Raw genomic sequence first — 23,654 nt, 5'->3', positions numbered from 1 at the left:
CCCGGCCGCCTCGCGCCCGCGGTGCTCAGCGGGAGGCGGTGGGGGTCAGGGGCGCCGGGCCGGTGCTGGTGGGGCGGGGTTCGGCAGGGTCGTCCCCGGCGGCCGGGGCGAGCGTGCCGTCGGTCGGCGTGGCGGAGTCGGGCGGGAGCGCCAGGGTGTCGCGCCGGCGGCGGCTGAGCAGCCAGCCGATCGCCGCGCCGCCCGCCAGCCCGGCGAGCAGCCCGCCGCCCAGCAGCAGGTCCGCGCTCGGTCCGTCGTCCTCGGCCCGTACCGGGGCGGCCGCCTCGACCGGGGCCTCGGCGACCGGCTCGCCGTGCCCGGCGTGCGCGGCGGCACCCGCCACCGGGGGCAGCAGGGTGACCGTCGGGGCGGGGTGCGCGCCGCCGGGCGGGTCGGCCCAGCGGACCACGGTGCCGTCGGTGTACGTCTGGATCACCGTGAAGGTCAGCTTGTCGGTGGCCGGCATGGGGCCCATGCCGAGCGAGAGCCGGGCCGGCTTGGTGGTGCCGGGCACGCGGATCCAGGACACCGCGTCGGTCACCTGGTTCAGCTCGGAGGAGTGGATGCCGGCGACCGGCTGGTCCAGGGTGCGGGTGGTGATGGTGGGTGCCCAGTCGGGCACGGAGAGCGGGTAGACCTCGCCGATCGGGGCGTCCACGGGCATCCGCAGCTCGATCCGGCTGGTCCGGCTGCCGGCCCGCTCCTCGGGCAGCACCACGGCCAGTTCGATGGCGTCGCCCTGGTGCACCTGGGCGGGTGAGGTCGTGAGGGTCACCTCGGCGGCGCTCGCGGCGCCGGGCCAGCCCAGCGTCTCGCCGACCGTGGCGGCCAGCAGCGCGGCCGCCCACCACCGGCCCCGACGGATCATCGTCATGGTCGTCCCCATCCGTGTCGACGCGGCCGGCAACCGGCTCCGGCCCCACCCGGTAGTTCGGGCGGGACGGCGGAAAGGTTCAACGCGGGACGGAACTGTTCGGACGGGGGAGCACGGCGTCGCCGACGGCGCGGGTCCGGGCGACCGATAGCATCGCAGGAGCCGGTACCCGGCACATTCGCACCCGTTCGACGACAGGAGTCACCGTGTCCGCACCCCGTACCCCCGTCGTGGCCGACCCCGTCGTCGTCGCCGCCGGGACGACGGCGGCCGACGCGGTGGCCGCGGCCGGGCTGCCGATGAGCGGCCCGAAGGCGATCGTGGTGGTCCGCGACCCCAAGGGCGTGCTGCGCGACCTCGACTGGAAGCCGGCCGAGGAGATCGCCGTCGAGCCGGTCGCCCTCGACAGCCCGGACGGGCTGAACGTGCTGCGCCACTCCACCGCGCACGTGCTGGCCCAGGCCGTGCAGGACGTGTTCCCCGAGGCCAAGCTCGGCATCGGCCCGCCCATCGAGAACGGCTTCTACTACGACTTCCAGGTGGCCAAGCCGTTCCAGCCGGACGACCTGGCGAAGCTCGAGAAGCGGATGCAGGAGATCGTCAAGTCCGGCCAGCGGTTCCGTCGGCGCCGGTTCAGCAGCCTCGACGAGGCGCGCGGCGAGCTGGCCGCCGAGCCGTTCAAGATGGAGCTGATCGAGGTCAAGGGCGAGGGGCTGGACTCCTCCGAGGTGATGGAGGTGGGCGGCGGCGAGCTGACCATCTACGACAACCTCGCCGCCAACGAGGACAAGGTCTGCTGGTCGGACCTGTGCCGCGGCCCGCACCTGCCGAACACCCGGCTGATCGGCGCGTTCAAGCTGATGCGCTCGGCCGCCGCCTACTGGCGGGGCTCGGAGAAGAACCCGCAGCTCCAGCGGGTCTACGGCACCGCGTGGCCGACCCGGGACGAGCTGAAGGCGTACCTGCGGCTGTTGGAGGAGGCCGCCCGGCGCGACCACCGCAAGCTCGGCGCGGACCTGGACCTGTTCAGCTTCCCCGACGAGATCGGCTCCGGCCTGGCGGTCTTCCACCCCAAGGGCGGCGTGCTCAAGCGGGTGATGGAGGACTACGTCCGCACCCGCCACATCGAGGAGGGCTTCCAGTACGTCGGGACCCCGCACATCTCGAAGGAGGGCCTGTTCCACACCTCCGGGCACCTGCCGTACTACGCCGACGGGATGTACCCGCCCATGGAGCTCGAGGGCGCGGACTACTACCTCAAGGCCATGAACTGCCCCATGCACAACCTGATCTACCGGTCGCGCGGGCGGTCCTACCGTGAGCTGCCGATGCGGCTGTTCGAGTTCGGGTCGGTCTACCGGTACGAGAAGTCGGGCGTGGTCCACGGGCTGACCCGGGTCCGCGGCCTGACCCAGGACGACTCGCACTCCTACTGCACGCGGGAGCAGGCGCCGGCCGAGATCAAGCACCTGCTCAACTTCGTGCTGAGCCTGCTCAAGGACTTCGGCATCGACGACTTCTACCTGGAGCTGTCCACCCGCGACGAGGCCCGGCTGGACAAGTTCGTCGGGTCGGACGAGGACTGGGCCACGGCCACCGCCGTGCTGGAGCAGTGCGCGGTGGAGACCGGGCTCGACCTGGTGCCGGACCCGGGCGGCGCGGCCTTCTACGGCCCGAAGATCTCCGTGCAGGCCAAGGACGCCATCGGCCGCACCTGGCAGCTGTCGACCATCCAGTACGACTTCAACCAGCCGAAGGGCTTCGGGCTGGAGTACCAGGCGGCCGACGGCACGCGGCAGCAGCCCGTGATGATCCACTGCGCCAAGTTCGGGTCGATCGAGCGGTTCATCGGCGTGCTCACCGAGCACTACGCGGGCGCGTTCCCGGCCTGGCTCGCCCCGGTGCAGGTGGTCGGCATCCCGATCCGCGAGGACCACACCGACTACCTCCAGGACTTCGTCACCACGCTGCGCAAGCAGGGCATCCGGGCCGACGTCGACGCGGGTGACGACCGGATGCAGAAGAAGATCCGCAACGCCCAGCAGCAGAAGATCCCGTTCATGGTGATCGCCGGGGACGACGACGTGGCCGCCGGCACGGTCTCCTTCCGCTACCGGGACGGGTCGCAGCGCAACGGCGTGCCGATCGAGGAGGCGGTGGCCCACGTGCGGGAGGTCGTCAAGTCCCGCACCAACTCCGGCCCGTCGGCGGAGGGCACGCCCAACACCTGAGCCGCCCGTCGCGATCCCACCCGCCCGGCTGGTCCGGACGGGTGGGGTCCGGCGCGGTGACCGTAGGATCGGCGTGTGACTGGGGCGGAACGGCACTTCGACGGCGCCGGCAGCGGCGGCGACAACGGTCTGGCGGACGGGCTGGAGCGGCTCTGGACGCCGCACCGGATGACCTACATCTCGGGCGAGGACCGGCCCGAGGGCGGGTACGAGAAGCCGACCGGCTGCCCGTTCTGCCTCGCCCCCGGCCTGCCGCCGGACGAGAGCCTGGTGGTGGCCCGGGGCGAGCACGTCTTCGCCGTGCTCAACCTCTACCCCTACAACCCGGGACACCTGCTGGTGTGCCCCTACCGGCACGTGGCGGACTACACCGAGCTGGACGCGCCGGAGACCGCCGAGCTGGCCGCGTTCACCAAGGACGCGATGCGGGTGGTCCGGCACGTCTCCAGCGCGCACGGGTTCAACCTGGGCATGAACCAGGGCGGCGTGGCCGGCGCGGGCATCGCCGCGCACCTGCACCAGCACGTGGTGCCGCGCTGGGGCGGCGACGCGAACTTCATGCCGGTGATCGGCCGCACCAAGGTGCTGCCGCAACTCCTCGCCGACACCCGGGACCTGTTCGCCAAGGCCTGGCCGGCCTGACGGCCGGGGGCGACCCCGGTCCGGCTCCGACAGTACGATCTTGGGCATGGCCCTGCTGCACCGCGCGGAACTGCGCCCCTCGAAGCTCGACCTGCTCGCCGCCTGGCTGCCCGGCCGGCCCTGGTTCGCCGGCACCCCCGGCGCCGAGGTCACCCGCGTGGCGACCTACCGGTTCGACGACCCGGCCGGCGAGGTCGGCATCGAGACCATGCTGGTCCGGGCCGGCGACGGGCCGGTCCTCCAGGTGCCGCTGACCTACCGCGGAGCGCCGCTGGCCGGCGCCGACCGGTGGCTGGTCGGCACCACCGACCACTCCGCGCTCGGCCCGCGCTGGGTGTACGACGCCTGCGGCGACCCGGTCTACGCGCCGGCCCTGGCCGCCGCCGTCCTGGCCGACGCCGGCCAGGCGGAGGAGTACTTCGAGGTCGACGGCCGGCGCGAGGTGCGCGCCCCGAACATGACCCTGGCCGGCACCCGGACCGGCGCCGCGCCGGCGCTCGGCGCCGTCGACGAGGTGGTCGACGGCGACCCGACGCTGATCCGGGCCGGCGACGTCGAGCTGGCCCTGGTCCGCCGGCCGGCTCCGGCCGACGCCCCGGCGCCGGCCCGGTTGACCGGCGCCTGGGCCGGACAGGCCGACCCGGTGCTGCTGGCGTACGCCCGCTGACCGTCCGCCGGCCGGCCGGGCACCCGGGGTGAGGAAGCGGCCCACGGGTCCCGGGAAGGTGGCAGGATGCGGCGATGGCAGTCAGCACGCGGCCGTTGGGCCGCAGCGGCATCGCGGTCAGCGCCCTCGGCATGGGCTGCTGGGCGATCGGCGGCCCGTGGGCCGAGGGTGCCCGGCCGCTGGGCTGGGGCGTCGTGGACGACGCGGAGTCGATCCGGGCCGTCCGCCGCGCCCTCGACCTCGGGGTGACGCTCTTCGACACCGCCGACACCTACGGCGCGGGGCACGGTGAGCGGATCCTCGGCCGGGCCCTCGCCGGCCGGCGCGACGAGGCGGTGATCGCCACCAAGTGGGGCTACACCTTCGACGAGCGGGCGCGGCAGGCCACCGGGGAGGACGCCTCACCGGAGTACCTGCGGCGGGCCGTGGTCGACTCGCTGCGCCGACTGGACACCGACCGCATCGACCTCTACCAGCTGCACCTCGCCGACCTGCCGCTGCCCCGCGCCGAGGCGCTGATCGGCACGTGTGAGGACCTGGTCGCCGAGGGCCTCGTCCGGGCGTACGGCTGGAGCACCGACCGGGCCGACCGGGCGGCCGCCTTCGCCCAGGTCGCCCGGGGCGCCGCCGCCGTGCAGCACGGCCTGTCGGTGCTCCGGGACGCCCCGGCCATGCTGGCCGTCTGCGAGAAGCACGACCTGGCCAGCCTGGCCCGGGGGCCGCTCGGGATGGGGCTGCTCACCGGCAAGTACACCCCGGAGTCCACGCTGCCCCGCGACGACGTGCGCGGCACCGCGCCGACCTGGCTGGAGTGGTTCCGCAGCGGCCGGCCCGCCCCGGAGTGGCTGCGCCGGGTCGCCGCCGTCCGCGGCGCGCTGACCGCCGACGGCCGGACCCTGGCCCAGGGCGCGCTCGGCTGGATCTGGGCGCGCAGCGGCCGGGCCGTGCCGATCCCCGGCGCCCGCACCGTCGCGCAGGTGGAGGAAAACGCCGCCGCGCTGGACCGCGGCCCGCTCGCCCCCGACCAGTTCGCCGAGGTGGAGCGCCAGCTCGCGGCCCTGCGCGCGGCCGCCCTGCGCGACGCCGACCGCCCGCACTGGCCGATGCCGCCCGTCCCCGCCGCCCGCCCCTGACCCGCCCGCCCCGCCGCACCCGCCGCCCACCCGGATCGGACCGGGACGGGCCCGGGCGGCCCGGGTGGTGGCGTGGTCAGGATCGCCCGCCGGCCTCCTTGCGGACCTGCTCGGCGAGGTGGGCGGGCATCGGTTCGTAGCGGGCGAACTCGCGGCGGAAGGTGCCGGTGCCGGCGGTCATCGAGCGCAGCTCGACCGCGTACCGGAGCAGTTCGGTGGCGGGGACCTCGGCGCGGACCAGGGTGCGACCCTCGGCGTCCGGGTCGGGCTCGGTGCCGAGCACCCGGCCGCGCCGGCCGGACAGGTCGCCCATCACGGCGCCCACCGACGCGTCGGGCACCCGCACGGTCACCTCGTCGACGGGCTCCAGCAGCGTCGGCTGTCCCTTCTCGGCGGCGTCCCGCAGGGCGAGCGCGCCCGCGGTCTGGAACGCCGCGTCGGAGGAGTCGACGCTGTGCGCCTTGCCGTCGAACAGGGTCACCCGCAGGTCCACCACCGGGTAGCCGCCGACCAGGCCGCGTTCCATCTGGGCCCGGACACCCTTCTCCACCGAGGGGATGTAGTTGTGCGGCACCGCGCCGCCGACCACCTTGTCCACGAACTCGAAGCCGGCGCCCCGGGGCAGCGGCGTCACCTCGATGTCGCAGACCGCGTACTGGCCGTGGCCGCCGGACTGCTTGACGTGCCGGCCGTGGCCCTTGGCGGCGACCGTGAACGTCTCGCGCAGCTCCACCCGGACCGGCTCGGTCTCCAGCTCCACCCCGCCGGCGCGCAGCCGGTCGAGCACCACGTCGGCGTGCGCCTCGCCCATGCACCAGAGCACCAGCTGGTGGGTCTCGGCGTTGCGGTCCAGCCGCAGCGTCGGGTCGCCGGCGACCAGCCGGGCCAGGTTGCGGGCCAGGGCGTCCTCGTCGGCCCGGCTCTTCGCCACGATGGCCACCGGCAGCAGCGGCTCCGGCATCTCCCACGGGGCGACGAGCAGCGGCTCCTCCTTGGCGGAGATCGTGTCGCCGGTCTCCGCGCTGCCCGACTTGGTGATCGCGCAGATGTCACCGGCCACCGCGGTGGGCACCTCCCGCAGCGTCGCGCCCAGCGGGCTGTAGATGTGGCCGACCCGCTCGTCGGCGTCGTGGTCGGGGTGACCGCGCTCGGCCATGCCGTGACCGGACACGTGGACCACCTGGTCCGGGCGGAGCGTGCCCGAGAAGACGCGGACCAGGGAGACCCGCCCGACGTGCCGGTCCACCGTCGTCTTGACCACCTCGGCGACCAGCGGGCCTTCGGGGTCGCAGGCCAGCGGGGGCCGGGGGGAGCCGTCCACCCCGGTGACCGCGGGCAGCTCGTGCTCCAGCGGTGACGGGAACGCCGCCACGAGGCCGTCCAGCAGCGCGTCCAGCCCGACGCCGGTCTCCGCGCAGACCGGCACCACCGGGTAGAAGTGGCCGCGGGCCACCGCCGTCTCCAGGTCGGTGATGAGCACCTCGGTGTCGATCTCCTCGCCGCCGAGGTAGCGGTCCATGAGGGTCTCGTCCTCGCTCTCGGCGATGACGCCCTCGATCAGCTCGTTGCGGGACTCCAGGATGGCCGGCAGGTGCTCCGGGTCCGGCTCGCGCACCGCCGCCGGCAGGCCCGCGGAGTAGTCGAAGACCCGCCGCGTGATCAGCCCCATGAGGCCGGCGACCGACTCGCCGTCGTCGCCCAGCATCGGCAGGTAGAGGGGGAGCACGTTGTCGCCGAAGACCCGCTGGCAGAGGGCCACCGCCTCGTCGAAGTCGGCGCGCGGGTGGTCCAGCCGGGTCACCGCCACGGCGCGGGGCATGTCCACCGCGGCGCACTCCTCCCAGAGGGCGGCGGTGGCGGCGTCCATGCCGTCGACGGCGGAGACCACGAACAGCGCCGCGTCGGCGGCCCGCAGCCCGGCGCGCAGCTCGCCGACGAAGTCGCCGTACCCGGGGGTGTCCAGGAGGTTGACCTTGACGTCGCGGTGCAGCAGCGGGGCGCAGGCCAGGCTCACCGAGCGCTGCTGGCGCACGGCGGCGGGATCGTGGTCGCAGACGGTGGTGCCCTCGGTGACGCTGCCGGCCCGGCCGATCGTGCCGCTGGCCGCGAGCAGCGCCTCGACCAGGGTGGTCTTGCCCGCTCCGGAGTGCCCGACGAGCACCACGTTGCGAACCCTGCCGGGCTCGGTCACCACCGGCGCGCCGCCGGTGACACCCTTCTCCTGATTCTTCTGCGCCATCGCGGCGCACCTCCCTCAACCGGTGGTGGTGGCGACCGCCGCGCGCGACGGGAAGCGGCCCGGGGCGGGCACCGCGGCGATATCTTCCGGTGATCTCCTGGACGACGGGTAGGCGGACGGGTGGTCCGGTGAGCTGGCTCACCTCCCACGCTCGATCTCACACCGGCAACCGGGCCGACACAAGAGCGCCAGGCGGGTCGGGACGACCGGCTGTGTCCCCGACCGCTGCCGGCCGTTATCGTGGGACCGCCATGGCGAAGATCTTCCAAGTGACGGCCCGCGCGGGGATGACCCGCGTCGTGGAGCCGGTCGCGCGCGGCCTGCTCCGCGCCGGTGTGTCCCCCAACGCGGTCACCGTGACCGGAACCCTCGGCGTGCTCGTCGGCGCCCTGGGCTTCGGCGCCCGCGGTCATCTGGTCGCCGGCGCGCTGATCGTCACGGTCTTCGCGCTCACCGACCTCCTCGACGGCACGATGGCCCGGATGAGCGGCGGCTCCACCCGGTTCGGGGCCTTCCTCGACTCGAGCATGGACCGGATCGCCGACAGCGCGGTCTTCGGCGCGGTCGCCTACTGGCTGGCCACCGAGCACGACTACTCGGCGGTGGCCGCCGCGCTGCTCTGCCTGGCCGCGGGCGGCCTGGTCTCCTACGTCAAGGCGCGCGCCGAGGGGCTCGGGATGACCTGCAACGTGGGCATCGCCGAGCGCACGGAGCGGCTGCTGATCGTCGGGGTGGGCGGCCTCCTCACCGGCCTCGGCGTCGACCCGGCCCTGGAGATCGCCCTCTGGCTGCTCGCCGCCGTCTCGATCTTCACGGTCGGGCAGCGGATGGCCCACGTGTACCGGCAGGCGCAGCTGGTCGGCCGGGAGTGAACCTCACCGAGGCGGGCTACGTCGCCGGCTGGCGGCTGGTCCGCGCGCTGCCCCGGCCCGTGGTCGCCGCCGCCTTCCGGGCGGGCGCCGACCGCGCCCACCGCGGCAACGGCCGGGGTACGCGGCGGCTGCGCGCCAACCTGCGCCGGGTGGTCGGCCCCGACCTGCCCGAGGCGGAGCTGGAGCGGCTGGTCCGCGACGGCCTGCGGTCGTACGCCCGGTACTGGCTGGAGGCGTTCCGCCTGCCGAGCCTGAGCCGGCAGCAGATCCTCGCCGGGTTCCACCTCGACGGCCAGGAGAAGCTCGCCGCCGACGTGGCGGCCGGCCGGGGGGCCGTGGTCGCGCTGCCGCACGCCGGCAACTGGGACGCCGCCGGCGCCTGGGTGGCGGCCAACGGCTGGCCGATCACCACGGTCGCCGAGCGGCTCAAGCGGGAGGGCCTCTACAAGCGCTTCCTCGCCTTCCGGCAGAGCCTCGGCATGGAGATCCTGCCCACCTCCGGGGGTGACCGGCCGGCGTTCGACGTGCTGGTGGACCGGCTGCAGGCGGGTGCCGTGGTGCCGCTGCTCGCCGACCGGGACCTCTCCGCCCGGGGCGTGGACGTGGAGTTCTTCGGCGGCCCCACCCGGATGCCGCCCGGCCCGGCGCTGCTGGCCATCCGCACCGGCGCGCCGCTCTACGTGGCCTCGCTGTGGTACGAGCCGGACGGCGCCCGCGCCGCCATCGAGGGCCCCCTGGAGCTGCCCGCGGAGGACAGCGCCCCGCTGAACGCCCGGGTGCGCGCGGTGACCCAGCGGATTGCCGACGGTCTGGCGGCGGGCATCGCCCGGCATCCGGAAGACTGGCACATGTTGCAGCGGATGTGGCTGGACCAGCGCACCGCCGGCACCATGTCGCAGCCGCCGGCCACCACCGGGACGATCTGAGGGAGCGGGGCGCAATGCGGATCGGCATCGTGTGCCCGTACTCCTTCGACGTCCCCGGCGGGGTGCAGAACCACGTCATGGACCTGGCCGAGGCGTTGCTCGGGCTCGGCCACGAGGTGAGCGTGCTGGCCCCGGCCGACGAGGACGCGGCGCTGCCGCCGTACGTGGTGTCGGCCGGCCGGGCCGTGCCGCTGCCGTACAACGGCTCGGTGGCCCGGATCGCCTTCGGCCCGGTCTCCACGGCCCGGGTGCGGCGCTGGATCACCCGGGGCGACTTCGACGTGCTGCACGTGCACGAGCCGCTCACCCCCAGCCTGTCGATGCTCGCCGTGCTCTGCGCCCGGGGCCCGGTGGTGGCCACCTTCCACACCGCGATGACCCGGTCGCGCGTGCTCTCCGCCGCGCAGGGGGTGCTCCAGATCCTGCTGGAGCGGCTCACCGCCCGGATCGCGGTGAGCGCGCTGGCCCGCAAGGTCCAGGTGGAGCACATGGACGGCGGCGCCGTGGAGATCCCCAACGGGGTGGCGGTGGCGAAGTTCGCCGGTGTCGAGCCGCTGCCCGGCTGGCCGGGGGAGTGCGCGCCGGGCACCGGCGGGACGCTCGGCTTCCTCGGCCGGTTCACCGAGCCGCGCAAGGGCTTCCCGATCCTGCGGGACGCCTTCGTCGCGCTCGCCCCGCACCGGCCGGGCCTGCGCCTGCTGGTCGCCGGGCCGGGCGACGCCGAGGACCTGTACGGGCAGTTCCCGGCCGAGCTGCGGGACCGGGTCACCTTCCTCGGCATGGTCTCCGAGGCCGACAAACCTCGCATGCTGCGCAGCCTGCACCTCTACGTCGCACCGAACACCGGCGGGGAGTCCTTCGGGATGATCCTCACCGAGGCGCTGGCCGCCGGCACCACCGTGGTGGCCAGCGACCTGGACGCGTTCCGCCGGGTGCTGGACGGCGGGCGGGCCGGCCGGCTCTTCCCGACCGGGGACGCGGCGGCGCTGCGCGGCGCCCTGAGCGAACTGCTCGACGACGCGGGGCAGCGGGCCGGGCTGACCGCCGCCGGCGACCAGGTGGTGGCGAATTTCGACTGGCCCGTGGTTGCCCGGCGCGTTCTGGAGGTATACGCAGCGGCGATCGAGGCCACCGACGGTCGGGTCATGGACCAGGAATGGGTGGGGCTGGGCTGAATCCGGTGGCCGGTGCGGCCGCTGTGACGAGCGCGTCGACCGGTGCCCGCGCCGGCCGGGCGGGATGAGGGGCAGCACTACGATGCCGGGCATGTGGTGGGTGGTGGGCGGGGCGCTGGCGCTCGGGCTGGTCTCGGCGTACCTGATCTGGACCGCCGGCCGGGTCGAGCGGCTGCAGGCCCGCGCCGAGTCGGCGGCCCGGGCGCTCGACGCGCACCTGCTGCGCCGCGCGGCCGCCGCCGCGGTGCTGGCCGAGCAGCGCTACGGCGTCGAGCTGTACTCGGCCGCCCGGATCGCCCTGGACGCCGTCGGCGAGGAGCGGGAGGCCGCGGAGAACGACCTCACGCGGCAGCTGCGCACGGTGGAGCTGGACCCGGCGGACCCGGCCTGCGAGGCGGTGATCGCGGCGAGCCGGCGGCTGGCCCTGGCCCGGCAGGTGCACACCGACCTGGTCCGCGACGCCCGGGCGGCCCGCGGCCGCCCGCTGGTACGCCTGCTGCGGATGGGACGCGGGCGGGAGTGGCCCCGCTACTTCGACGTCGACGACCCGACGCTCACTTCGAAGGCGGACGTCACCACGGGCTGAGCCGGGCGGCGGCCCGAGCCCCGGTGACGCCGACCACAGAGCAGGCCACCGGGGGTCTGATTGGCTGTCGGACCGGCGTTGACACCGTCGTAGCCTGTGCGCAGCCACCCCCCGAGCACGTCCAAGGAGCGATGACCCGTGCCCGAATCCACCTCCCCGAACACCAACGCCAACCCGGTCGTCGGCACCGCCCGCGTCAAGCGGGGCATGGCCGAGATGCTCAAGGGCGGCGTGATCATGGACGTGGTCACCCCCGAGCAGGCCAAGATCGCCGAGGACGCCGGCGCCGTCGCCGTCATGGCGCTGGAGCGGGTGCCCGCCGACATCCGCGCCCAGGGCGGCGTCTCCCGGATGAGCGACCCGGACATGATCGACGGCATCATCAACGCCGTGTCGATCCCCGTCATGGCCAAGGCCCGGATCGGCCACTTCGTCGAGGCGCAGGTCCTCCAGGCCCTCGGTGTCGACTACGTCGACGAGTCCGAGGTGCTGACCCCGGCCGACTACGAGAACCACATCGACAAGTGGGCGTTCACCGTCCCCTTCGTCTGCGGCGCGACCAACCTGGGCGAGGCGCTGCGCCGGATCACCGAGGGCGCCGCCATGATCCGCTCGAAGGGCGAGGCCGGCACCGGCGACGTCTCCAACGCCACCACCCACATGCGGAAGATCCGCAAGGAGATCCGCCGGCTCCAGTCGCTGCCGGCCGACGAGCTGTTCGTGGCCGCCAAGGAGCTGCAGGCGCCGTACGAGCTGGTCAAGGAGATCGCCGAGACCGGCAAGCTGCCGGTCGTGCTGTTCACCGCGGGCGGCATCGCCACCCCGGCCGACGCGGCCATGATGATGCAGCTCGGCGCCGAGGGCGTCTTCGTCGGCTCGGGCATCTTCAAGTCGGGCAACCCGGCCCAGCGCGCCGCCGCGATCGTGAAGGCCACCACCTTCCACGACGACCCGGACGTGCTGGCCAAGGTCTCCCGCGGCCTGGGCGAGGCGATGGTCGGCATCAACGTCGACGAGATCCCGCAGCCCCACCGCCTGGCCGAGCGCGGCTGGTGACGGCGACCGGACGGGGCCCGGCCCGGGTCCCGTCCGACGAGCGGAAGGAGCGCGGAGTGACCGCACCCGTCATCGGTGTGCTCGCCCTCCAGGGCGACGTGCGCGAGCACCTCGCCGCCCTGGCCGGTGCCGGCGCGGACGCCCGTCCGGTGCGCCGCCCGGCCGAGCTGGACGCGGTCGACGGCCTGGTGGTCCCGGGCGGCGAGTCGACCACCATGAGCAAGCTCGCCGACATCTTCGAGATGCGCGAGCCGATCGACAAGCGGATCGCCGGCGGCATGCCGGTCTACGGCTCCTGCGCCGGCATGATCATGCTCGCCGCCGAGGTGCTGGACGGCCGCCCCGACCAGCGCGGCTTCGCCGGCATCGACATGACCGTCCGGCGCAACGCCTTCGGCCGGCAGGTCGACTCGTTCGAGGCGCCGGTCGAGATCACCGGGGTCGGGGGACCCCCGTTCCACGCGGTCTTCATCCGCGCCCCGTGGGTCGAGCGGGTCGGCGCGGGCGTCGAGGTGCTCGGCCGGGTCACCGAAGACGACTCCAGGTCGCAGCGTGGCGTCCGACGCGCCGAGCTGGAGCCGTCGTCCGGGCCGGCCGCCGACCGGATCGTCGCGGTGCGGCAGGGCCACCTGCTGGCCACCTCCTTCCACCCGGAACTCACCGGCGACCTGCGGCTGCACCGCTACTTCGTGGATCTCGTCCGGGCCGCCGCCTGAGCTGTCGCCGCACCGCCCCCGGTGCGGGTGTGACATGCGGGGACGCGACCTCGGTAGGATTGCGGCGGTTCGGCAGGGCTCACCGCCCGCCGCCGCCCCCCAGCCGACCGCCCGGCGGTCCCGGTTCGGCGCGGGCGCGGACAGTCGACGCAGGCGTGGGTCAACAGACGGAGGTATGAGATGTCCGGCCACTCAAAGTGGGCGACCACCAAGCACAAGAAGGCCGTCATCGACGCCAAGCGCGGCAAGATGTTCGCCAAGCTGATCAAGAACGTCGAGGTCGCGGCCCGGACCGGCGGCGGGGACCCCGCCGGTAACCCGACCCTCTACGACGCCATCCAGAAGGCGAAGAAGAGCTCGGTGCCGAACGACAACATCGACCGCGCCGTCAAGCGCGGCTCCGGCCTGGAGGCCGGCGGCGCCGACTGGCAGACCATCATGTACGAGGGCTACGGCCCGAACGGCGTGGCGATGCTCATCGAGTGCCTCACCGACAACCGCAACCGTGCCGCCACCGAGGTGCGCACCGCGCTGACCCGCAACGGCGGCTCGCTCGCCGACGCCGGCTCGGTGTCGTACATGTTCTCCCGCAAGGGTGTGGTGATCGTCCCCAAGGAGGGCACCACCGAGGACGACGTGATGATGGCCGTGCTCGACGCGGGCGCCGAGGAGGTCAACGACCTCGGTGAGGCGTTCGAGGTGGTCTCCGAGCCGACCGACCTCATCCCGGTCCGCACCGCCCTGCAGGACGCCGGCATCGAGTACGAGTCGGCCGAGTCCTCCCTCATCCCCAGCGTCAACGTGCCGCTGGACGAGGAGGGCGCGCGCAAGATCTTCAAGCTGATCGACGTCCTCGAGGACTGCGACGACGTGCAGAACGTCTACGCCAACTTCGACGTCTCCGACGAGGTCATGGCCGCCGTCGGCTGACCTCCACCGCAGGTACGCGCACTTCGCGCCGGGCGACCAGATCGCCCGGCGCGAAGTCGTCTCCGGTCCCGGTCAGCAGGACGTCCCCTGCCGGAAGGCCCGCTCGACGTGGGACGCCACGCCGGCCTCGTAGAACCCGACTCCGGGGCGGATCGGGTGACCGGTGAACAGCTCGACGCGGGACCCGAACCGGACCAGGTACGCCTCGGCGTCCCCGGCGTCGTTGCGGATCAGCGCCCCGCGCCGCCCGTAGATGCGCTCCAGTTCGGCGAAGGACATGCCGACCGACGCGCCGGCCGGGGAGCGGGGCGGGACGGTGGCCGTACCCACCGACACCAGCCGGCCGTCCCGGAAGGCCAGCATGATCTTTCCGGCCCAGGCCCCGGTGACGCCGGCGTATTGCACCCCGGCGCACCCGGCCGCCGTCCAGTCGATCAGGCCGGCCGCCGCGAGCCGGTCCAGCCGGACGCCGATCCGGTACGGCCCGGCGCCGCGGACGCTGAGCACCTCGACCTCCGCGGCGGACGCGCCCACCGGGGCCGCCGGCGCGGGGTCGGCGGTCGCCCGGCCCGCCGGCACACCGGCCGAGGCCGGGGCGGCGGTCACCGGGGCGACGGTGGCGAGGGCCAGCAGCCCCGCGAGGATGGTGGGCCAGAGACGGTTCATGGCGGTTCTCCTTCTGTTCGGTTCTCCTGCCCTGTTGGTCTCCGGCCCGGCCGGTTCGGTTCGTCGGGTTCCCGACCGCCCCGGGGGAGGCCGTCGGGAGTGCCCCCGGCCGGTCACGGCGTCTACCGTCGAGGGAACGGCGGCCGGGGTGGTGATGCGATGACGGCGCCGACGCGGATCGGGGCCTACCGGGTGGAGCGGCTGCTCGGGGCGGGGTCCTTCGCCACGGTCTGGCTCGCGTACGACCCGGTGCTCGACGGCCGGGTGGCGGTCAAGGTGCTGGCCGAGAACTGGAGCCACGACCTGCGGGTGCGGGAACGCTTCCTGGACGAGGCCCGGCTGCTGCGCCGGCTGGACCACGACCGCGTGGTCCGGGTGCATGCCGTGGGCGAACTGCCCGACGGCCGCCCGTACGCCGTGCTGGCCTGGGCGGACGGCGGCAGCCTCCGGGACCGGCTGGCGCGGGGCCCGCTGCCGGTGGCCGCGGCCGTGACGCTGCTCGACGAGATCGCGGCAGGGGTCGCGGTGCTGCACCGGCACGGCGTGGTGCACCGGGACCTGACGCCGGGCAACATCCTCTTCCGGTCGGGGCCGGGCCGTGAGCGGGTGCTCATCGCCGACCTGGGGTTGGCCAAGGCGCTCGCCGCCGCGTCCGGGTTGACCGCCCGGGCGGGCACCCCCGGCTACATGGCGCCGGAGCAGGACGACCCGTTCGCGGTCGTCGACACCCGCGCGGACGTGTTCGGCCTGGGCCGCCTCGGGCTCCGGCTGCTCGGTGACGCCACGCCGACCGGTGGTTCCCGGCCCGGCCGGGCACCGCCGAGACTGCGGGCCGGCGTGCCGCCCGCGGTCGCCGCGGTGCTCCGGACCGCCACCGCCGTCCGGCCGGCCGACCGCTACCCGGACGCGGCGTCGTTCCGGGCGGCCCTCCGGCGAGCCGCCCCGGCCGCCGGCGGGCTGGCACCCACGGCCCGCGCCGGGCCCGCCGCGGCGCCCGCCGCCGGCCGCCCCGCCGCCTCGCCGCTCCGCCGGCGGCGGCTCGCCGTCTCGGGCGCGGTCGCGGTGGTGCTCGCCGCCGCGGGTGCGACGGCGGGCGACGCCGCCGGCCGCACCCGGACCGGCGCCATGGGCCGCAGCGGGCCGCTGGCCGTCGCCCTCCCGGCCGGCTGGCGGGCCGAGGGCACCGGCTGGACCGGGCAGTACGGCGACGACGGCGAGCTGGAACCGGCGCTGGTGGTGTCCCCGGACCCGGGCCGCTGGGCGGCGGACTCGAGCGTGCCCGGCGCCTTCGTCGGCCTCTCCGCCGGCACGGCCCGCCGCACCACCCCGGAGGGCTTCCTCGCCGAACGGCCGCACGCCGACTGCGCCGCGGCGCCGGTGCGGCGTACCCGGCAGGGCGACGTCGACTGGGTGGTGGCCGCGTTCGCCTGCCCCGCCGGCCGACCGGTGATCGTCGAGGCCGCCGGCCGGGCCGCCGGTGCGGCCGGCCTGCTCTACGTGCAGGTCACCCCGCCGCCGGGCAGTGGCCCGGAGTTCGTCGACGTCCTGCTCGCGGGGGTGTGGGTCGGGTAGGCCGCCGGGTCAGACCACCACCACCGTGATCGGGTACGTCCGGCCGTCCTGCGGGATCGTCACCACGACGGTGCCGGTCCGCACGAACCGGATGTCCACGACGCCGGCCTCGTAGCTGCGCGAGACCTGGTCCTCCCGGTCCACGGTGACCTGACCCGGCCCGATGCCCCGGATGCGCAGCACCCCGCCGGTGGCGAAGCAGAGCGACTTCAGGAGCGCCAGCTCGGTCTCGGCGAGTACCAGGTCGTAGCGGACCGCGCCGAGACACGCTTCCGGCAGCGCGGTCGACGCGGTCGGCCGGGCCGTCCGGCTGCGGGTCGGCGCGGGCGGCGTGGGGCGCCGGCTCGGCGGCGTGACCGTCGACGGCTCCGGGGCCGGTGCGGCGGGGGTGGGCGGCGCGGCGGCGCCGACGGTGCTGGTCGCCGGGGTCGGCGGCCGGACCGGTAGCGGCGAGACCGGGCGGTCGGCGGCGCAGGCCGGCACACCCGCGAGGACGGCGAGGACGGCGAGCGCGGCGGGGCGCCGGCGGCCACGGCGGGGCGGTTCACCCATCGGACATCCGCCGCCGGACCTGCCGGCGGGCCTCGTGGATCCGGGACTTGACCGTCCCCTCCGGCACGTCGAGCAGGCCGGCCATCTCGCGGTAGCTGAGCCCGAGCACGTCCCGCAGGGTCACCGCCTCGGCGAGGTCGGGCGCGACCGCGTCGAGCGCGTCGAGCAGGTCGAGCCGGGTGCCGGCGACCACGCTGGTCCGCCGGGGGTCGGGCGGGTCGGGCAGCGGCACGCCGTCGGCCTCCAGTTGCCAGCGCCGGCGCAGCACCCGGTAGGTGGAGCGCGCCCGGTTGGCGGTGAGCCGGTACAGCCAGGTGTGGAACGACGAGCGCTCCTCGAACCGGGTGATCCCTCGCGCCAGCGCGAGCAGCGCGTCCTGGCAGGCCTCCTCGGCGTCCTGGCGGTGGGGCAGCAGGCGGGCGCACTGGCGCAGCACCTCGGGCCGCACGGCGACCAGCAGCGCGTCGAGCGCTCCCGGGTCGCCGCGCGCGGCTGACCGCGCCAGCTCGTCGGTACCGTCGGGGAGAGGCATCAGCTCGTCCAGTGCTCGCCGGTGGGCCGGGATTCCAGGCTATGCCCGCCGCCGCCCGGGGGCCCCCGAGGAGTCCGGCAGCCGACGCACGGTCGCCGGCGTGTCCGGGTCCGACGGGATCGCCGGGAAACCGGGCTGACCTGCCGGCCCGCGCCCCCGTACCCTGCCGGCATGCTCGTTCCCGACCTGCCGCTGCGCACCGAGCGCCTGCTGTTGCGTGCCTTCACCCTCGCCGACCTGGCCGTCCTCCGCGACTACCGCGGCCGGCCGGAGGTGACCCGGTTCCTCTACCACGAGCCCTACACCGACGCCGCCGCCCGGGCCGCGGCGGACCGGATGGTGCGCCGCACGGCGCTGCGCCAGCCGGGTGACGTGCTCAACCTGGCCGTCGTCCTGGCGGAGACCGGCGAGTTCGTGGGCGACGTGCTGCTCAGCTGGACCAGCGGGGAGCACCGGCAGGGCGAGATCGGCTATGTCGCCCATCCCGACCACACCGGCCGGGGGTACGTCACCGAGGCGGCCCGGGAGATGCTGCGGCTCGGCTTCGACGGCCTCGGGCTGCACCGGATCGTCGGCCGGCTGGACGCCCGCAACACCGCGTCGGCCCGGGTGCTGGAGCGTCTCGGCATGCGCCGCGAGGCGCACCTGCGGGAGAACGAGTTCGTCAAGGGCGAGTGGACCGACGAGGCGGTGTACGCCCTGCTCGCCCGCGAGTGGCGGGCCCGGACCCCGACCACCTGACCAGGCGTGGCCCGGCACCCCCGTGGGTGCCGGGCCACGCCGGTCATCGGAGATCAGCGGCGGTTGCGGTACGCCTTGATCACGCTGTCGACGACGTCCCAGACCACGACCAGGACGGTGCCGGCCACCACGATCGTGGCGACGGTGTTCAGGTTCTCCTCGCGCCCGAGCCACGCGAAGCGGTTGACGAGGTCGGGGTTGAGCAGCCGGTTTGTCGACATCAGCCAGACGACCGGCACCGCGAACGCCAGGTCGAGCACCGCGTTCACGGCGACCAGCGGCCAGGTCCAGCGCCCGGCCCGGTACTTGGCGATCTCCAGGCCGACGGTGGCGACGAGTACGGCGATGAGGAACGGCAGCCAGAAGCTCCACAGCGCCGGGTCGAGGATCGGCAGGTTGTCCCCGCCGCCGCTCGGCACGAACGAGTGGAAGTGCTGGATCGGCAGGTAGGCGATGACCAGGGCCAGCCAGCCGATCGCGGCGGTGACGTCGACCAGGGTGATCTGGCGGTTGGCCTGCACCTCGGGGAGTTGGTCGACGCTCCACGCCGGCAGGTGCAACGACGTGTTGGTCCGTTCGAGCACCGCGAAGACCAGTGTGACCCAGAAGGCGATCTGGATCGCGACCTCGAGGGCGGTGGCGACGCCCGCGCCGACGGCGCCGCCGGGGTTCCCCCCGTCGGTGGCCTCCAGCAGGCCGACGATGATCCCCACGGTGGCCGGGATGAAGCTGAGCAGCAGCTTCATCAGCCGCTCCCAGGCCAGGTAGTAGGTCGGGCCGACGAGCTGGAGGCGCCGGTCGGCGTACCGGGCGGCGAGCTGCGCCGGGTTGCCCAGCTCGGTGAGGACCTCGCGTTCGGCGGCGCCGGCGTCCCGGCCGTCGGCCCGGCGGCCGTCGATCATGTCCTCGATCGATCCCCGCAGTTCGGTCTCGATCTCGGCGCGCCGGGCGGCCGGCACCGTCCGGAGGGTGGCGGCGAGGTAACGGTCGGTCAGCGAGCTCATCGCTCCACTCCTTCGATCAGGCTGGTGAGAGAGGTCTGGACGGCGGCCAGGTCGTCGAGGAGTCGCCGGAGCAGACCCTCGCCCTCGTCGCTGGTCCGGTAGAACTTGCGCGGTCGGCTCTCCTCGGTGTTCCACTCGCTGGTCAGCAGCCCCTGTTCCTCGAGGCGGCGCAGCAGCGGGTAGAGCGTGTTGGCGTCCACCGGGAAGCCGTGGCCGGTGAGCCGTTGGAGCAGTGCGTAGCCGTAGTCGGGACGGCGCAGGGCGACCAGGCTCGCCACCACGACGGTGCCCCGGCGCAGTTCCTGGAGGTGGGTCCGGAGGAGCTCGTCGGTGACCATGCATCACACGATAGTGTGTGCCACACACTGTTGTCCAGCCCTATAACATCGTGTCGCGCGCAACGGTGTGGGGGAGACGCCGACCACCGTCGGCGCGGCCGGTGGAGCCGCGGAGTTGACCTCGGTAGGGTGGGTCCCGGTCGGTTCCGACCGCCCAAGATCCATAGCTGGGGGGCGCCACGCATGGGCGATTCGTTCGCGCATCTGCACGTACACACCGAGTACTCGATGCTGGACGGGGCGGCCCGGCTCAAGGACCTGTTCGCCGAGGCCGCGCGGCTCGGCATGCCGGCGGTGGCGATCACCGACCACGGCAACATGCACGGCGCGAACGACTTCTACAAGCAGGCCATGGCCGCCGGGGTCAAGCCGATCCTCGGCGTCGAGGCGTACGTGGCGCCGGAGTCGCGCTTCCACAAGCAGCGGGTCAAGTGGGGTCGCCCGGAGCAGAAGAGCGACGACGTCTCCGGCAACGGCGCCATCACCCACATGACCATGTGGGCCGCGAACCGGGACGGCCTGCACAACCTGTTCAAGCTCAACTCGCGCGCCTCCATGGAGGGCCACTACGTCAAGTGGCCCCGGATGGACATGGAGCTGATCGCCGAGCACGCCGAGGGCATCATGGCCACCACCGGCTGCCCGTCCGGCGCCGTGCAGACCCGGCTGCGGCTCGGCCAGTTCGACGAGGCGCTCAAGGTCGCCGCCGCCTACCAGGACATCTTCGGCAAGGACAACTACTTCCTGGAGATCATGGACCACGGCCTCGACATCGAGCGCCGGGTCCGGGACGGGCTCACCGAGATCGCGCGCAAGCTCGACATCCCGCCGGTGGTCACCAACGACTCGCACTACACCCACGAGGCGCAGGCCGAGGCGCACGACGTGCTGCTCTGCGTGCAGACCGGCAGCAACGTGGCCGACCCCAACCGGTTCCGCTTCGAGGGCGGCGGCTACTTCGTGAAGTCGGCCGAGCAGATGCGCGCCGTCGACTCGTCCGAGCTGTGGCAGCAGGGCTGCCGCAACACCCTGCTCGTGGCCGAGAAGGTCGACCCGGCCGGGATGTTCGAGTTCCACAACCTCATGCCGCGGTTCCCGATCCCCGAGGGCGAGACCGAGGAGTCCTGGTTCCGCAAGGAGACCTTCGCGGGGTTGAAGCGCCGGTTCCCGAACGGCATCCCGGAGGGCCACGTCGTCCAGGCGGAGTACGAGCTGGGCGTCATCATCCAGATGGGCTTCCCGTCCTACTTCCTCGTGGTCGCCGACTTCATCCAGTGGGCGAAGAGCCAGGGCATCGCGGTCGGCCCGGGCCGCGGGTCGGCCGCCGGCTCGCTGGTCGCGTACGCCCTGGGCATCACCGACCTGGACCCGATCCCGCACGGCCTGATCTTCGAGCGGTTCCTCAACCCCGAGCGCATCTCGATGCCGGATGTCGACATCGACTTCGACGAGCGCCGGCGCGGTGAGGTGATCCGGTACGTCACCGACAAGTGGGGCGAGGACAAGGTCGCGCAGATCGCCACCTTCGGCACCATCAAGGCGAAGGCCGCGATCAAGGACTCGGCCCGCGTGCTCGGCTACCCGTACGCCGTGGGTGACCGGATCACCAAGGCGATGCCCCCGGCCGTCATGGGCAAGGACATCCCGCTGTCCGGCATCTTCGACCCGAAGCACCCGCGCTACGCCGAGGCGGGGGAGATCCGCGGCCTCTACGAGTCCGACCCGGACGTCAAGAAGGTCATCGAGACGGCGAAGGGCATCGAGGGCCTGATCCGCCAGACCGGTGTGCACGCCGCCGGCGTCATCATGTCCGCCGAGCCGATCATCGAGCACATCCCGCTGATGCGGCGTGACGCCGACGGCGTCATCATCACGCAGTTCGACTACCCGACCTGCGAGTCGCTCGGGCTGCTGAAGATGGACTTCCTCGGCCTGCGCAACCTCACGATCATCGACGACGCGGTGAAGAACATCCAGCTCAACCACGGCAAGGAGCTGGACCTGCTGGGCCTGCCGCTGGACGACAAGGCGGCCTACGAGCTGCTCGCGCGCGGCGACACCCTGGGCGTGTTCCAGCTCGACGGCGGGCCGATGCGCTCGCTGCTGCGGCTCATGAAGCCGGACAACTTCGAGGACATCTCCGCCGTGCTGGCGCTCTACCGGCCCGGCCCCATGGGTGTGGACTCGCACACCAACTACGCGCTGCGCAAGAACGGCCTCCAGGAGATCACCCCGATCCACCCGGAGCTGGAGGAGCCGCTGCGGGAGATCCTCGCCCCCACCTACGGCCTGATCGTCTACCAGGAGCAGGTGCAGCGCGCCGCGCAGATCCTCGCCGGCTACACCCTCGGCCAGGCGGACCTGCTCCGCCGGGCCATGGGCAAGAAGAAGAAGGAGATCCTCGACAAGGAGTTCGTCCCGTTCCGGGACGGCTGCCGCGAGCGGGGATACTCCGACGAGGCCATCCAGGCGGTGTGGGACGTCCTCGTCCCGTTCGCCGGCTACGCGTTCAACAAGGCGCACTCCGCCGCCTACGGCCTGGTGTCGTACTGGACCGCGTACCTGAAGGCGCACTACCCGGCCGAATACATGGCGGCGCTGCTCACCTCGGTCGGCGACGACAAGGACAAGATGGCGCTCTACCTCTCCGAGTGCCGCCGGATGCGCATCCAGGTCCTCCCGCCGGACGTCAACACCTCGGCCGGGCCGTTCACCCCGGTCGGCGAGGACATCCGGTTCGGCCTGGCCGCCGTGCGCAACGTCGGCGCGAACGTGGTGGCGGCGATCATGCGGTGCCGCGAGGAGAAGGGCGAGTACGCCGACTTCTACGACTTCCTGTCCAAGGTGGACGCGGTCGCCTGCAACAAGAAGACCATCGAATCGCTGATCAAGGCGGGCGCCTTCGACTCGCTGCGGCACAGCCGCAAGGGCCTCCTCGCCGTGCACGCCGACGCCATCGACGCGTACGCCGACGTCAAGCGCAAGGAGGCCGTCGGCCAGTACGACCTGTTCGGCGCCGGCTTCGGCGACGCGGACACCGGCGGCAGCACCACGGTGATGCCGGTCATCGGCGACAGCGAGTGGGACAAGCGGGACAAGCTCGCCTTCGAGCGCGAGATGCTCGGCCTCTACGTCTCCGACCACCCGCTCTTCGGGCTGGAACACGTGCTCGGCGCGGCGGCCGACACCACCATCGCCGCGCTCTCCGAGGAGGGCACCGTGCCCGACGGCGCGGTGGTCACCCTGGCCGGCATCCTCTCCGGCGTGCAGCGCCGGGTCACCAAGCAGGGCCGGGCCTGGGCCTCGGCCACCCTGGAGGACCTGGCCGGCGGGGTGGAGACCCTGTTCTTCCCCAACACCTACGAGGTGATCGGGCAGTACATCGCCGAGGACGCCATCGTCGTGGTGAAGGGCCGGGTGGACCGCCGCGACGACACACCGCGGATCATGGCCATGGACATGTCCATGCCGGACATCAGCAGCAACCCGGCGAACAAGCCGGTCACCCTCACCATCCCGGTGCACCGCTGCACGCCGCCGCTGGTCGAGAAGCTCAAGGAGACGCTGGTGCTGCATCCGGGCGACACCGAGGTGCACGTCAAGCTGCTCAACGGCGGCAAGACCACCACGCTGCGGCTGGGCCCGTTCCGGGTGGCGGCCACCACCGCGCTGATGGGCGACCTGAAGAGCGTCCTCGGCCCGGCCAACGTGAGCTGAGCGCCGGTCCCGTGCCCTCCCACCCGGCCGCTGCGGGTGCGGGCCGACCGGGCAACCGTGGCTGCCCGGATCCCGCTGCTTCAGGGGCGGTGGCCGCCCAGCACGTCGGCGGCGGCGTCGGAGGTCTCCAGCACGACCGTGTGGTAGCTCTCGATGCGCGACAGGATCGCGTCGCGGGGGCCGTCCCGCCACGCGTCGCTGCCGTAGAAGGCCGCCTCCTGCTCGTCCCGCACCGCCAGGGACGGGAAGCCCCGGATCAGGTACGCCTCCTCGTGGCCGTCCTCCCGGACCAGGGACGCCCCGGCGGCCACCACCCGGATGCCGAAGTCACCGAGCAGCGGCGCGGCTTCCTCCCTCATCACCCGGACGAACTCGTCGGCCGTGCCGGGCCTCAGCCGATAGGTGCGGATCTCGAGAATCATCGACGACCTCCGGAGTGGATGCGACGCTGACGCTGTCCGTCGTGATCCTGCACCACCGGATCC

Annotated in this window: 22 protein-coding genes; 14 read left to right on the top strand and 8 right to left on the bottom strand. The window is 73.7% G+C overall.

What is annotated here, in order from left to right:
* Positions 1 to 25: 25 nt before the first annotated feature.
* Entirely contained in the window at positions 26 to 874 is an 849-nt protein-coding gene (locus tag RMN56_RS00805; protein ID WP_313721873.1) for a DUF1775 domain-containing protein, read from the bottom strand.
* 206 nt (positions 875 to 1,080) lie between these two features.
* Between RMN56_RS00805 and thrS the strand changes: the two genes are divergently transcribed.
* The 4 genes from thrS (at position 1,081) to RMN56_RS00785 (ending at position 5,547) form a co-directional block, all read left to right on the top strand.
* The gene (gene thrS / locus RMN56_RS00800) at positions 1,081 to 3,105 is read left to right on the top strand and encodes a threonine--tRNA ligase (protein WP_313721871.1); all 2,025 of its coding nucleotides are present in this window, start codon (positions 1,081 to 1,083) and stop codon (positions 3,103 to 3,105) included.
* A gap of 75 nt (positions 3,106 to 3,180) precedes the next feature.
* Entirely contained in the window at positions 3,181 to 3,747 is a 567-nt protein-coding gene (locus tag RMN56_RS00795; RefSeq protein ID WP_376787257.1) for an HIT family protein, read from the top strand.
* Positions 3,748 to 3,793: 46 nt separating this feature from the next.
* Positions 3,794 to 4,414 (top strand): CG0192-related protein, encoded by a 621-nt coding sequence (locus RMN56_RS00790; protein ID WP_313721870.1) that lies wholly within the window; start codon positions 3,794 to 3,796, stop codon positions 4,412 to 4,414.
* A gap of 74 nt (positions 4,415 to 4,488) precedes the next feature.
* Complete coding sequence (locus tag RMN56_RS00785) at positions 4,489 to 5,547, top strand: aldo/keto reductase (RefSeq protein WP_313721869.1); 1,059 nt, start codon at positions 4,489 to 4,491, stop codon at positions 5,545 to 5,547.
* 76 nt (positions 5,548 to 5,623) lie between these two features.
* Here RMN56_RS00785 and RMN56_RS00780 read toward each other — a convergent pair whose 3' ends face one another.
* Positions 5,624 to 7,786 carry an elongation factor G-like protein EF-G2 gene (locus tag RMN56_RS00780; RefSeq protein ID WP_313721868.1) on the bottom strand — a complete coding sequence of 721 codons (2,163 nt, stop codon included), beginning with the start codon at positions 7,784 to 7,786 and terminating at the stop codon, positions 5,624 to 5,626.
* A gap of 251 nt (positions 7,787 to 8,037) precedes the next feature.
* Between RMN56_RS00780 and pgsA the strand changes: the two genes are divergently transcribed.
* From pgsA to RMN56_RS00745, 7 genes are all read left to right on the top strand, one after another.
* Complete coding sequence (pgsA, locus tag RMN56_RS00775) at positions 8,038 to 8,658, top strand: phosphatidylinositol phosphate synthase (protein WP_313721867.1); 621 nt, start codon at positions 8,038 to 8,040, stop codon at positions 8,656 to 8,658.
* On the top strand, positions 8,655 to 9,584 hold the full coding sequence (locus RMN56_RS00770; protein WP_313721865.1) for a phosphatidylinositol mannoside acyltransferase: 930 nt from the start codon (positions 8,655 to 8,657) through the stop codon (positions 9,582 to 9,584). Before pgsA ends, RMN56_RS00770 begins: the two co-directional genes overlap by 4 nt.
* Before the next feature lie 14 nt (positions 9,585 to 9,598).
* The gene (locus RMN56_RS00765; protein WP_313721863.1) at positions 9,599 to 10,759 is read left to right on the top strand and encodes a glycosyltransferase family 4 protein; all 1,161 of its coding nucleotides are present in this window, start codon (positions 9,599 to 9,601) and stop codon (positions 10,757 to 10,759) included.
* 82 nt (positions 10,760 to 10,841) lie between these two features.
* On the top strand, positions 10,842 to 11,345 hold the full coding sequence (locus RMN56_RS00760; RefSeq protein ID WP_313721861.1) for a hypothetical protein: 504 nt from the start codon (positions 10,842 to 10,844) through the stop codon (positions 11,343 to 11,345).
* 138 nt (positions 11,346 to 11,483) lie between these two features.
* Positions 11,484 to 12,401: a pyridoxal 5'-phosphate synthase lyase subunit PdxS gene (gene pdxS / locus RMN56_RS00755; RefSeq protein WP_313721859.1), complete on the top strand. Its 918-nt coding sequence runs from the start codon at positions 11,484 to 11,486 to the stop codon at positions 12,399 to 12,401.
* Positions 12,402 to 12,457: 56 nt separating this feature from the next.
* Positions 12,458 to 13,117 (top strand): pyridoxal 5'-phosphate synthase glutaminase subunit PdxT, encoded by a 660-nt coding sequence (gene pdxT, locus RMN56_RS00750; RefSeq protein WP_313721858.1) that lies wholly within the window; start codon positions 12,458 to 12,460, stop codon positions 13,115 to 13,117.
* Between the two features lie 180 nt (positions 13,118 to 13,297).
* Entirely contained in the window at positions 13,298 to 14,047 is a 750-nt protein-coding gene (locus RMN56_RS00745) for a YebC/PmpR family DNA-binding transcriptional regulator (protein ID WP_151464323.1), read from the top strand.
* Positions 14,048 to 14,119: 72 nt separating this feature from the next.
* On the opposite strand, the gene RMN56_RS00740 is transcribed toward RMN56_RS00745, so the two are convergent.
* Positions 14,120 to 14,713 (bottom strand): hypothetical protein, encoded by a 594-nt coding sequence (locus tag RMN56_RS00740; protein ID WP_313721855.1) that lies wholly within the window; start codon positions 14,711 to 14,713, stop codon positions 14,120 to 14,122.
* A 159-nt stretch (positions 14,714 to 14,872) separates the two neighbouring features.
* On the opposite strand from RMN56_RS00740, the gene RMN56_RS00735 reads away from it, so the two are divergent.
* Positions 14,873 to 16,285 carry a serine/threonine-protein kinase gene (locus RMN56_RS00735; protein ID WP_313721853.1) on the top strand — a complete coding sequence of 471 codons (1,413 nt, stop codon included), beginning with the start codon at positions 14,873 to 14,875 and terminating at the stop codon, positions 16,283 to 16,285.
* A gap of 9 nt (positions 16,286 to 16,294) precedes the next feature.
* On the opposite strand, the gene RMN56_RS00730 is transcribed toward RMN56_RS00735, so the two are convergent.
* Together RMN56_RS00730 and RMN56_RS00725 are read right to left on the bottom strand one after the other, a co-directional pair.
* A complete protein-coding gene (locus tag RMN56_RS00730) occupies positions 16,295 to 16,837 on the bottom strand; it encodes a hypothetical protein (protein WP_313721851.1) in 543 nt (180 codons plus the stop codon).
* Positions 16,830 to 17,369: an RNA polymerase sigma factor gene (locus RMN56_RS00725; protein ID WP_313721849.1), complete on the bottom strand. Its 540-nt coding sequence runs from the start codon at positions 17,367 to 17,369 to the stop codon at positions 16,830 to 16,832. The genes RMN56_RS00730 and RMN56_RS00725 overlap by 8 nt, the downstream gene beginning before the upstream one ends.
* 171 nt (positions 17,370 to 17,540) lie before the next feature.
* Here RMN56_RS00725 and RMN56_RS00720 point away from each other — a divergent pair, with 171 nt between their 5' ends.
* Positions 17,541 to 18,110, top strand: coding sequence for a GNAT family N-acetyltransferase (locus RMN56_RS00720; RefSeq protein ID WP_313721848.1), 570 nt, complete (start codon positions 17,541 to 17,543; stop codon positions 18,108 to 18,110).
* 53 nt (positions 18,111 to 18,163) lie between these two features.
* Here RMN56_RS00720 and RMN56_RS00715 read toward each other — a convergent pair whose 3' ends face one another.
* Both RMN56_RS00715 and RMN56_RS00710 read right to left on the bottom strand, forming a co-directional pair.
* Positions 18,164 to 19,114 carry a permease prefix domain 1-containing protein gene (locus tag RMN56_RS00715; protein WP_313721847.1) on the bottom strand — a complete coding sequence of 317 codons (951 nt, stop codon included), beginning with the start codon at positions 19,112 to 19,114 and terminating at the stop codon, positions 18,164 to 18,166.
* Positions 19,111 to 19,452, bottom strand: a complete 342-nt coding sequence (locus tag RMN56_RS00710; RefSeq protein ID WP_313721846.1) for a PadR family transcriptional regulator — start codon at positions 19,450 to 19,452, stop codon at positions 19,111 to 19,113. The genes RMN56_RS00715 and RMN56_RS00710 overlap by 4 nt, the downstream gene beginning before the upstream one ends.
* 183 nt (positions 19,453 to 19,635) lie before the next feature.
* Between RMN56_RS00710 and dnaE the strand changes: the two genes are divergently transcribed.
* The gene (dnaE, locus tag RMN56_RS00705; protein WP_313721845.1) at positions 19,636 to 23,169 is read left to right on the top strand and encodes a DNA polymerase III subunit alpha; all 3,534 of its coding nucleotides are present in this window, start codon (positions 19,636 to 19,638) and stop codon (positions 23,167 to 23,169) included.
* A gap of 80 nt (positions 23,170 to 23,249) precedes the next feature.
* Here the strand turns inward: dnaE and RMN56_RS00700 are convergent, their stop codons facing one another.
* Entirely contained in the window at positions 23,250 to 23,591 is a 342-nt protein-coding gene (locus RMN56_RS00700) for an NIPSNAP family protein (RefSeq protein ID WP_313721844.1), read from the bottom strand.
* Between the last annotated feature and the right edge of the window lie 63 nt (positions 23,592 to 23,654).

The organism is Micromonospora halotolerans (assembly GCF_032108445.1).
Taxonomy (GTDB): domain Bacteria; phylum Actinomycetota; class Actinomycetes; order Mycobacteriales; family Micromonosporaceae; genus Micromonospora; species Micromonospora halotolerans.
Note: the sequence above shows the minus strand (reverse complement) of the source record. Positions and strands in the feature narration are given on the sequence as shown.

Excerpts from the sequence above, each read along its gene's own strand:
- RMN56_RS00805 (WP_313721873.1), bottom strand. The coding sequence starts at position 874 with ATGACGATGATCCGTCGGGGCCGGTGGTGGGCGGCCGCGCTGCTGGCC.
- RMN56_RS00790 (WP_313721870.1), top strand. The coding sequence starts at position 3,794 with ATGGCCCTGCTGCACCGCGCGGAACTGCGCCCCTCGAAGCTCGACCTG.
- RMN56_RS00785 (WP_313721869.1), top strand. The coding sequence starts at position 4,489 with ATGGCAGTCAGCACGCGGCCGTTGGGCCGCAGCGGCATCGCGGTCAGC.
- RMN56_RS00780 (WP_313721868.1), bottom strand. The coding sequence starts at position 7,786 with ATGGCGCAGAAGAATCAGGAGAAGGGTGTCACCGGCGGCGCGCCGGTG.
- pgsA (WP_313721867.1), top strand. The coding sequence starts at position 8,038 with ATGGCGAAGATCTTCCAAGTGACGGCCCGCGCGGGGATGACCCGCGTC.
- RMN56_RS00765 (WP_313721863.1), top strand. The coding sequence starts at position 9,599 with ATGCGGATCGGCATCGTGTGCCCGTACTCCTTCGACGTCCCCGGCGGG.
- RMN56_RS00760 (WP_313721861.1), top strand. The coding sequence starts at position 10,842 with ATGCCGGGCATGTGGTGGGTGGTGGGCGGGGCGCTGGCGCTCGGGCTG.
- RMN56_RS00745 (WP_151464323.1), top strand. The coding sequence starts at position 13,298 with ATGTCCGGCCACTCAAAGTGGGCGACCACCAAGCACAAGAAGGCCGTC.
- RMN56_RS00740 (WP_313721855.1), bottom strand. The coding sequence starts at position 14,713 with ATGAACCGTCTCTGGCCCACCATCCTCGCGGGGCTGCTGGCCCTCGCC.
- RMN56_RS00735 (WP_313721853.1), top strand. The coding sequence starts at position 14,873 with ATGACGGCGCCGACGCGGATCGGGGCCTACCGGGTGGAGCGGCTGCTC.
- RMN56_RS00730 (WP_313721851.1), bottom strand. The coding sequence starts at position 16,837 with ATGGGTGAACCGCCCCGCCGTGGCCGCCGGCGCCCCGCCGCGCTCGCC.
- RMN56_RS00725 (WP_313721849.1), bottom strand. The coding sequence starts at position 17,369 with ATGCCTCTCCCCGACGGTACCGACGAGCTGGCGCGGTCAGCCGCGCGC.
- RMN56_RS00720 (WP_313721848.1), top strand. The coding sequence starts at position 17,541 with ATGCTCGTTCCCGACCTGCCGCTGCGCACCGAGCGCCTGCTGTTGCGT.
- RMN56_RS00715 (WP_313721847.1), bottom strand. The coding sequence starts at position 19,114 with ATGAGCTCGCTGACCGACCGTTACCTCGCCGCCACCCTCCGGACGGTG.
- RMN56_RS00710 (WP_313721846.1), bottom strand. The coding sequence starts at position 19,452 with ATGGTCACCGACGAGCTCCTCCGGACCCACCTCCAGGAACTGCGCCGG.
- dnaE (WP_313721845.1), top strand. The coding sequence starts at position 19,636 with ATGGGCGATTCGTTCGCGCATCTGCACGTACACACCGAGTACTCGATG.
- RMN56_RS00700 (WP_313721844.1), bottom strand. The coding sequence starts at position 23,591 with ATGATTCTCGAGATCCGCACCTATCGGCTGAGGCCCGGCACGGCCGAC.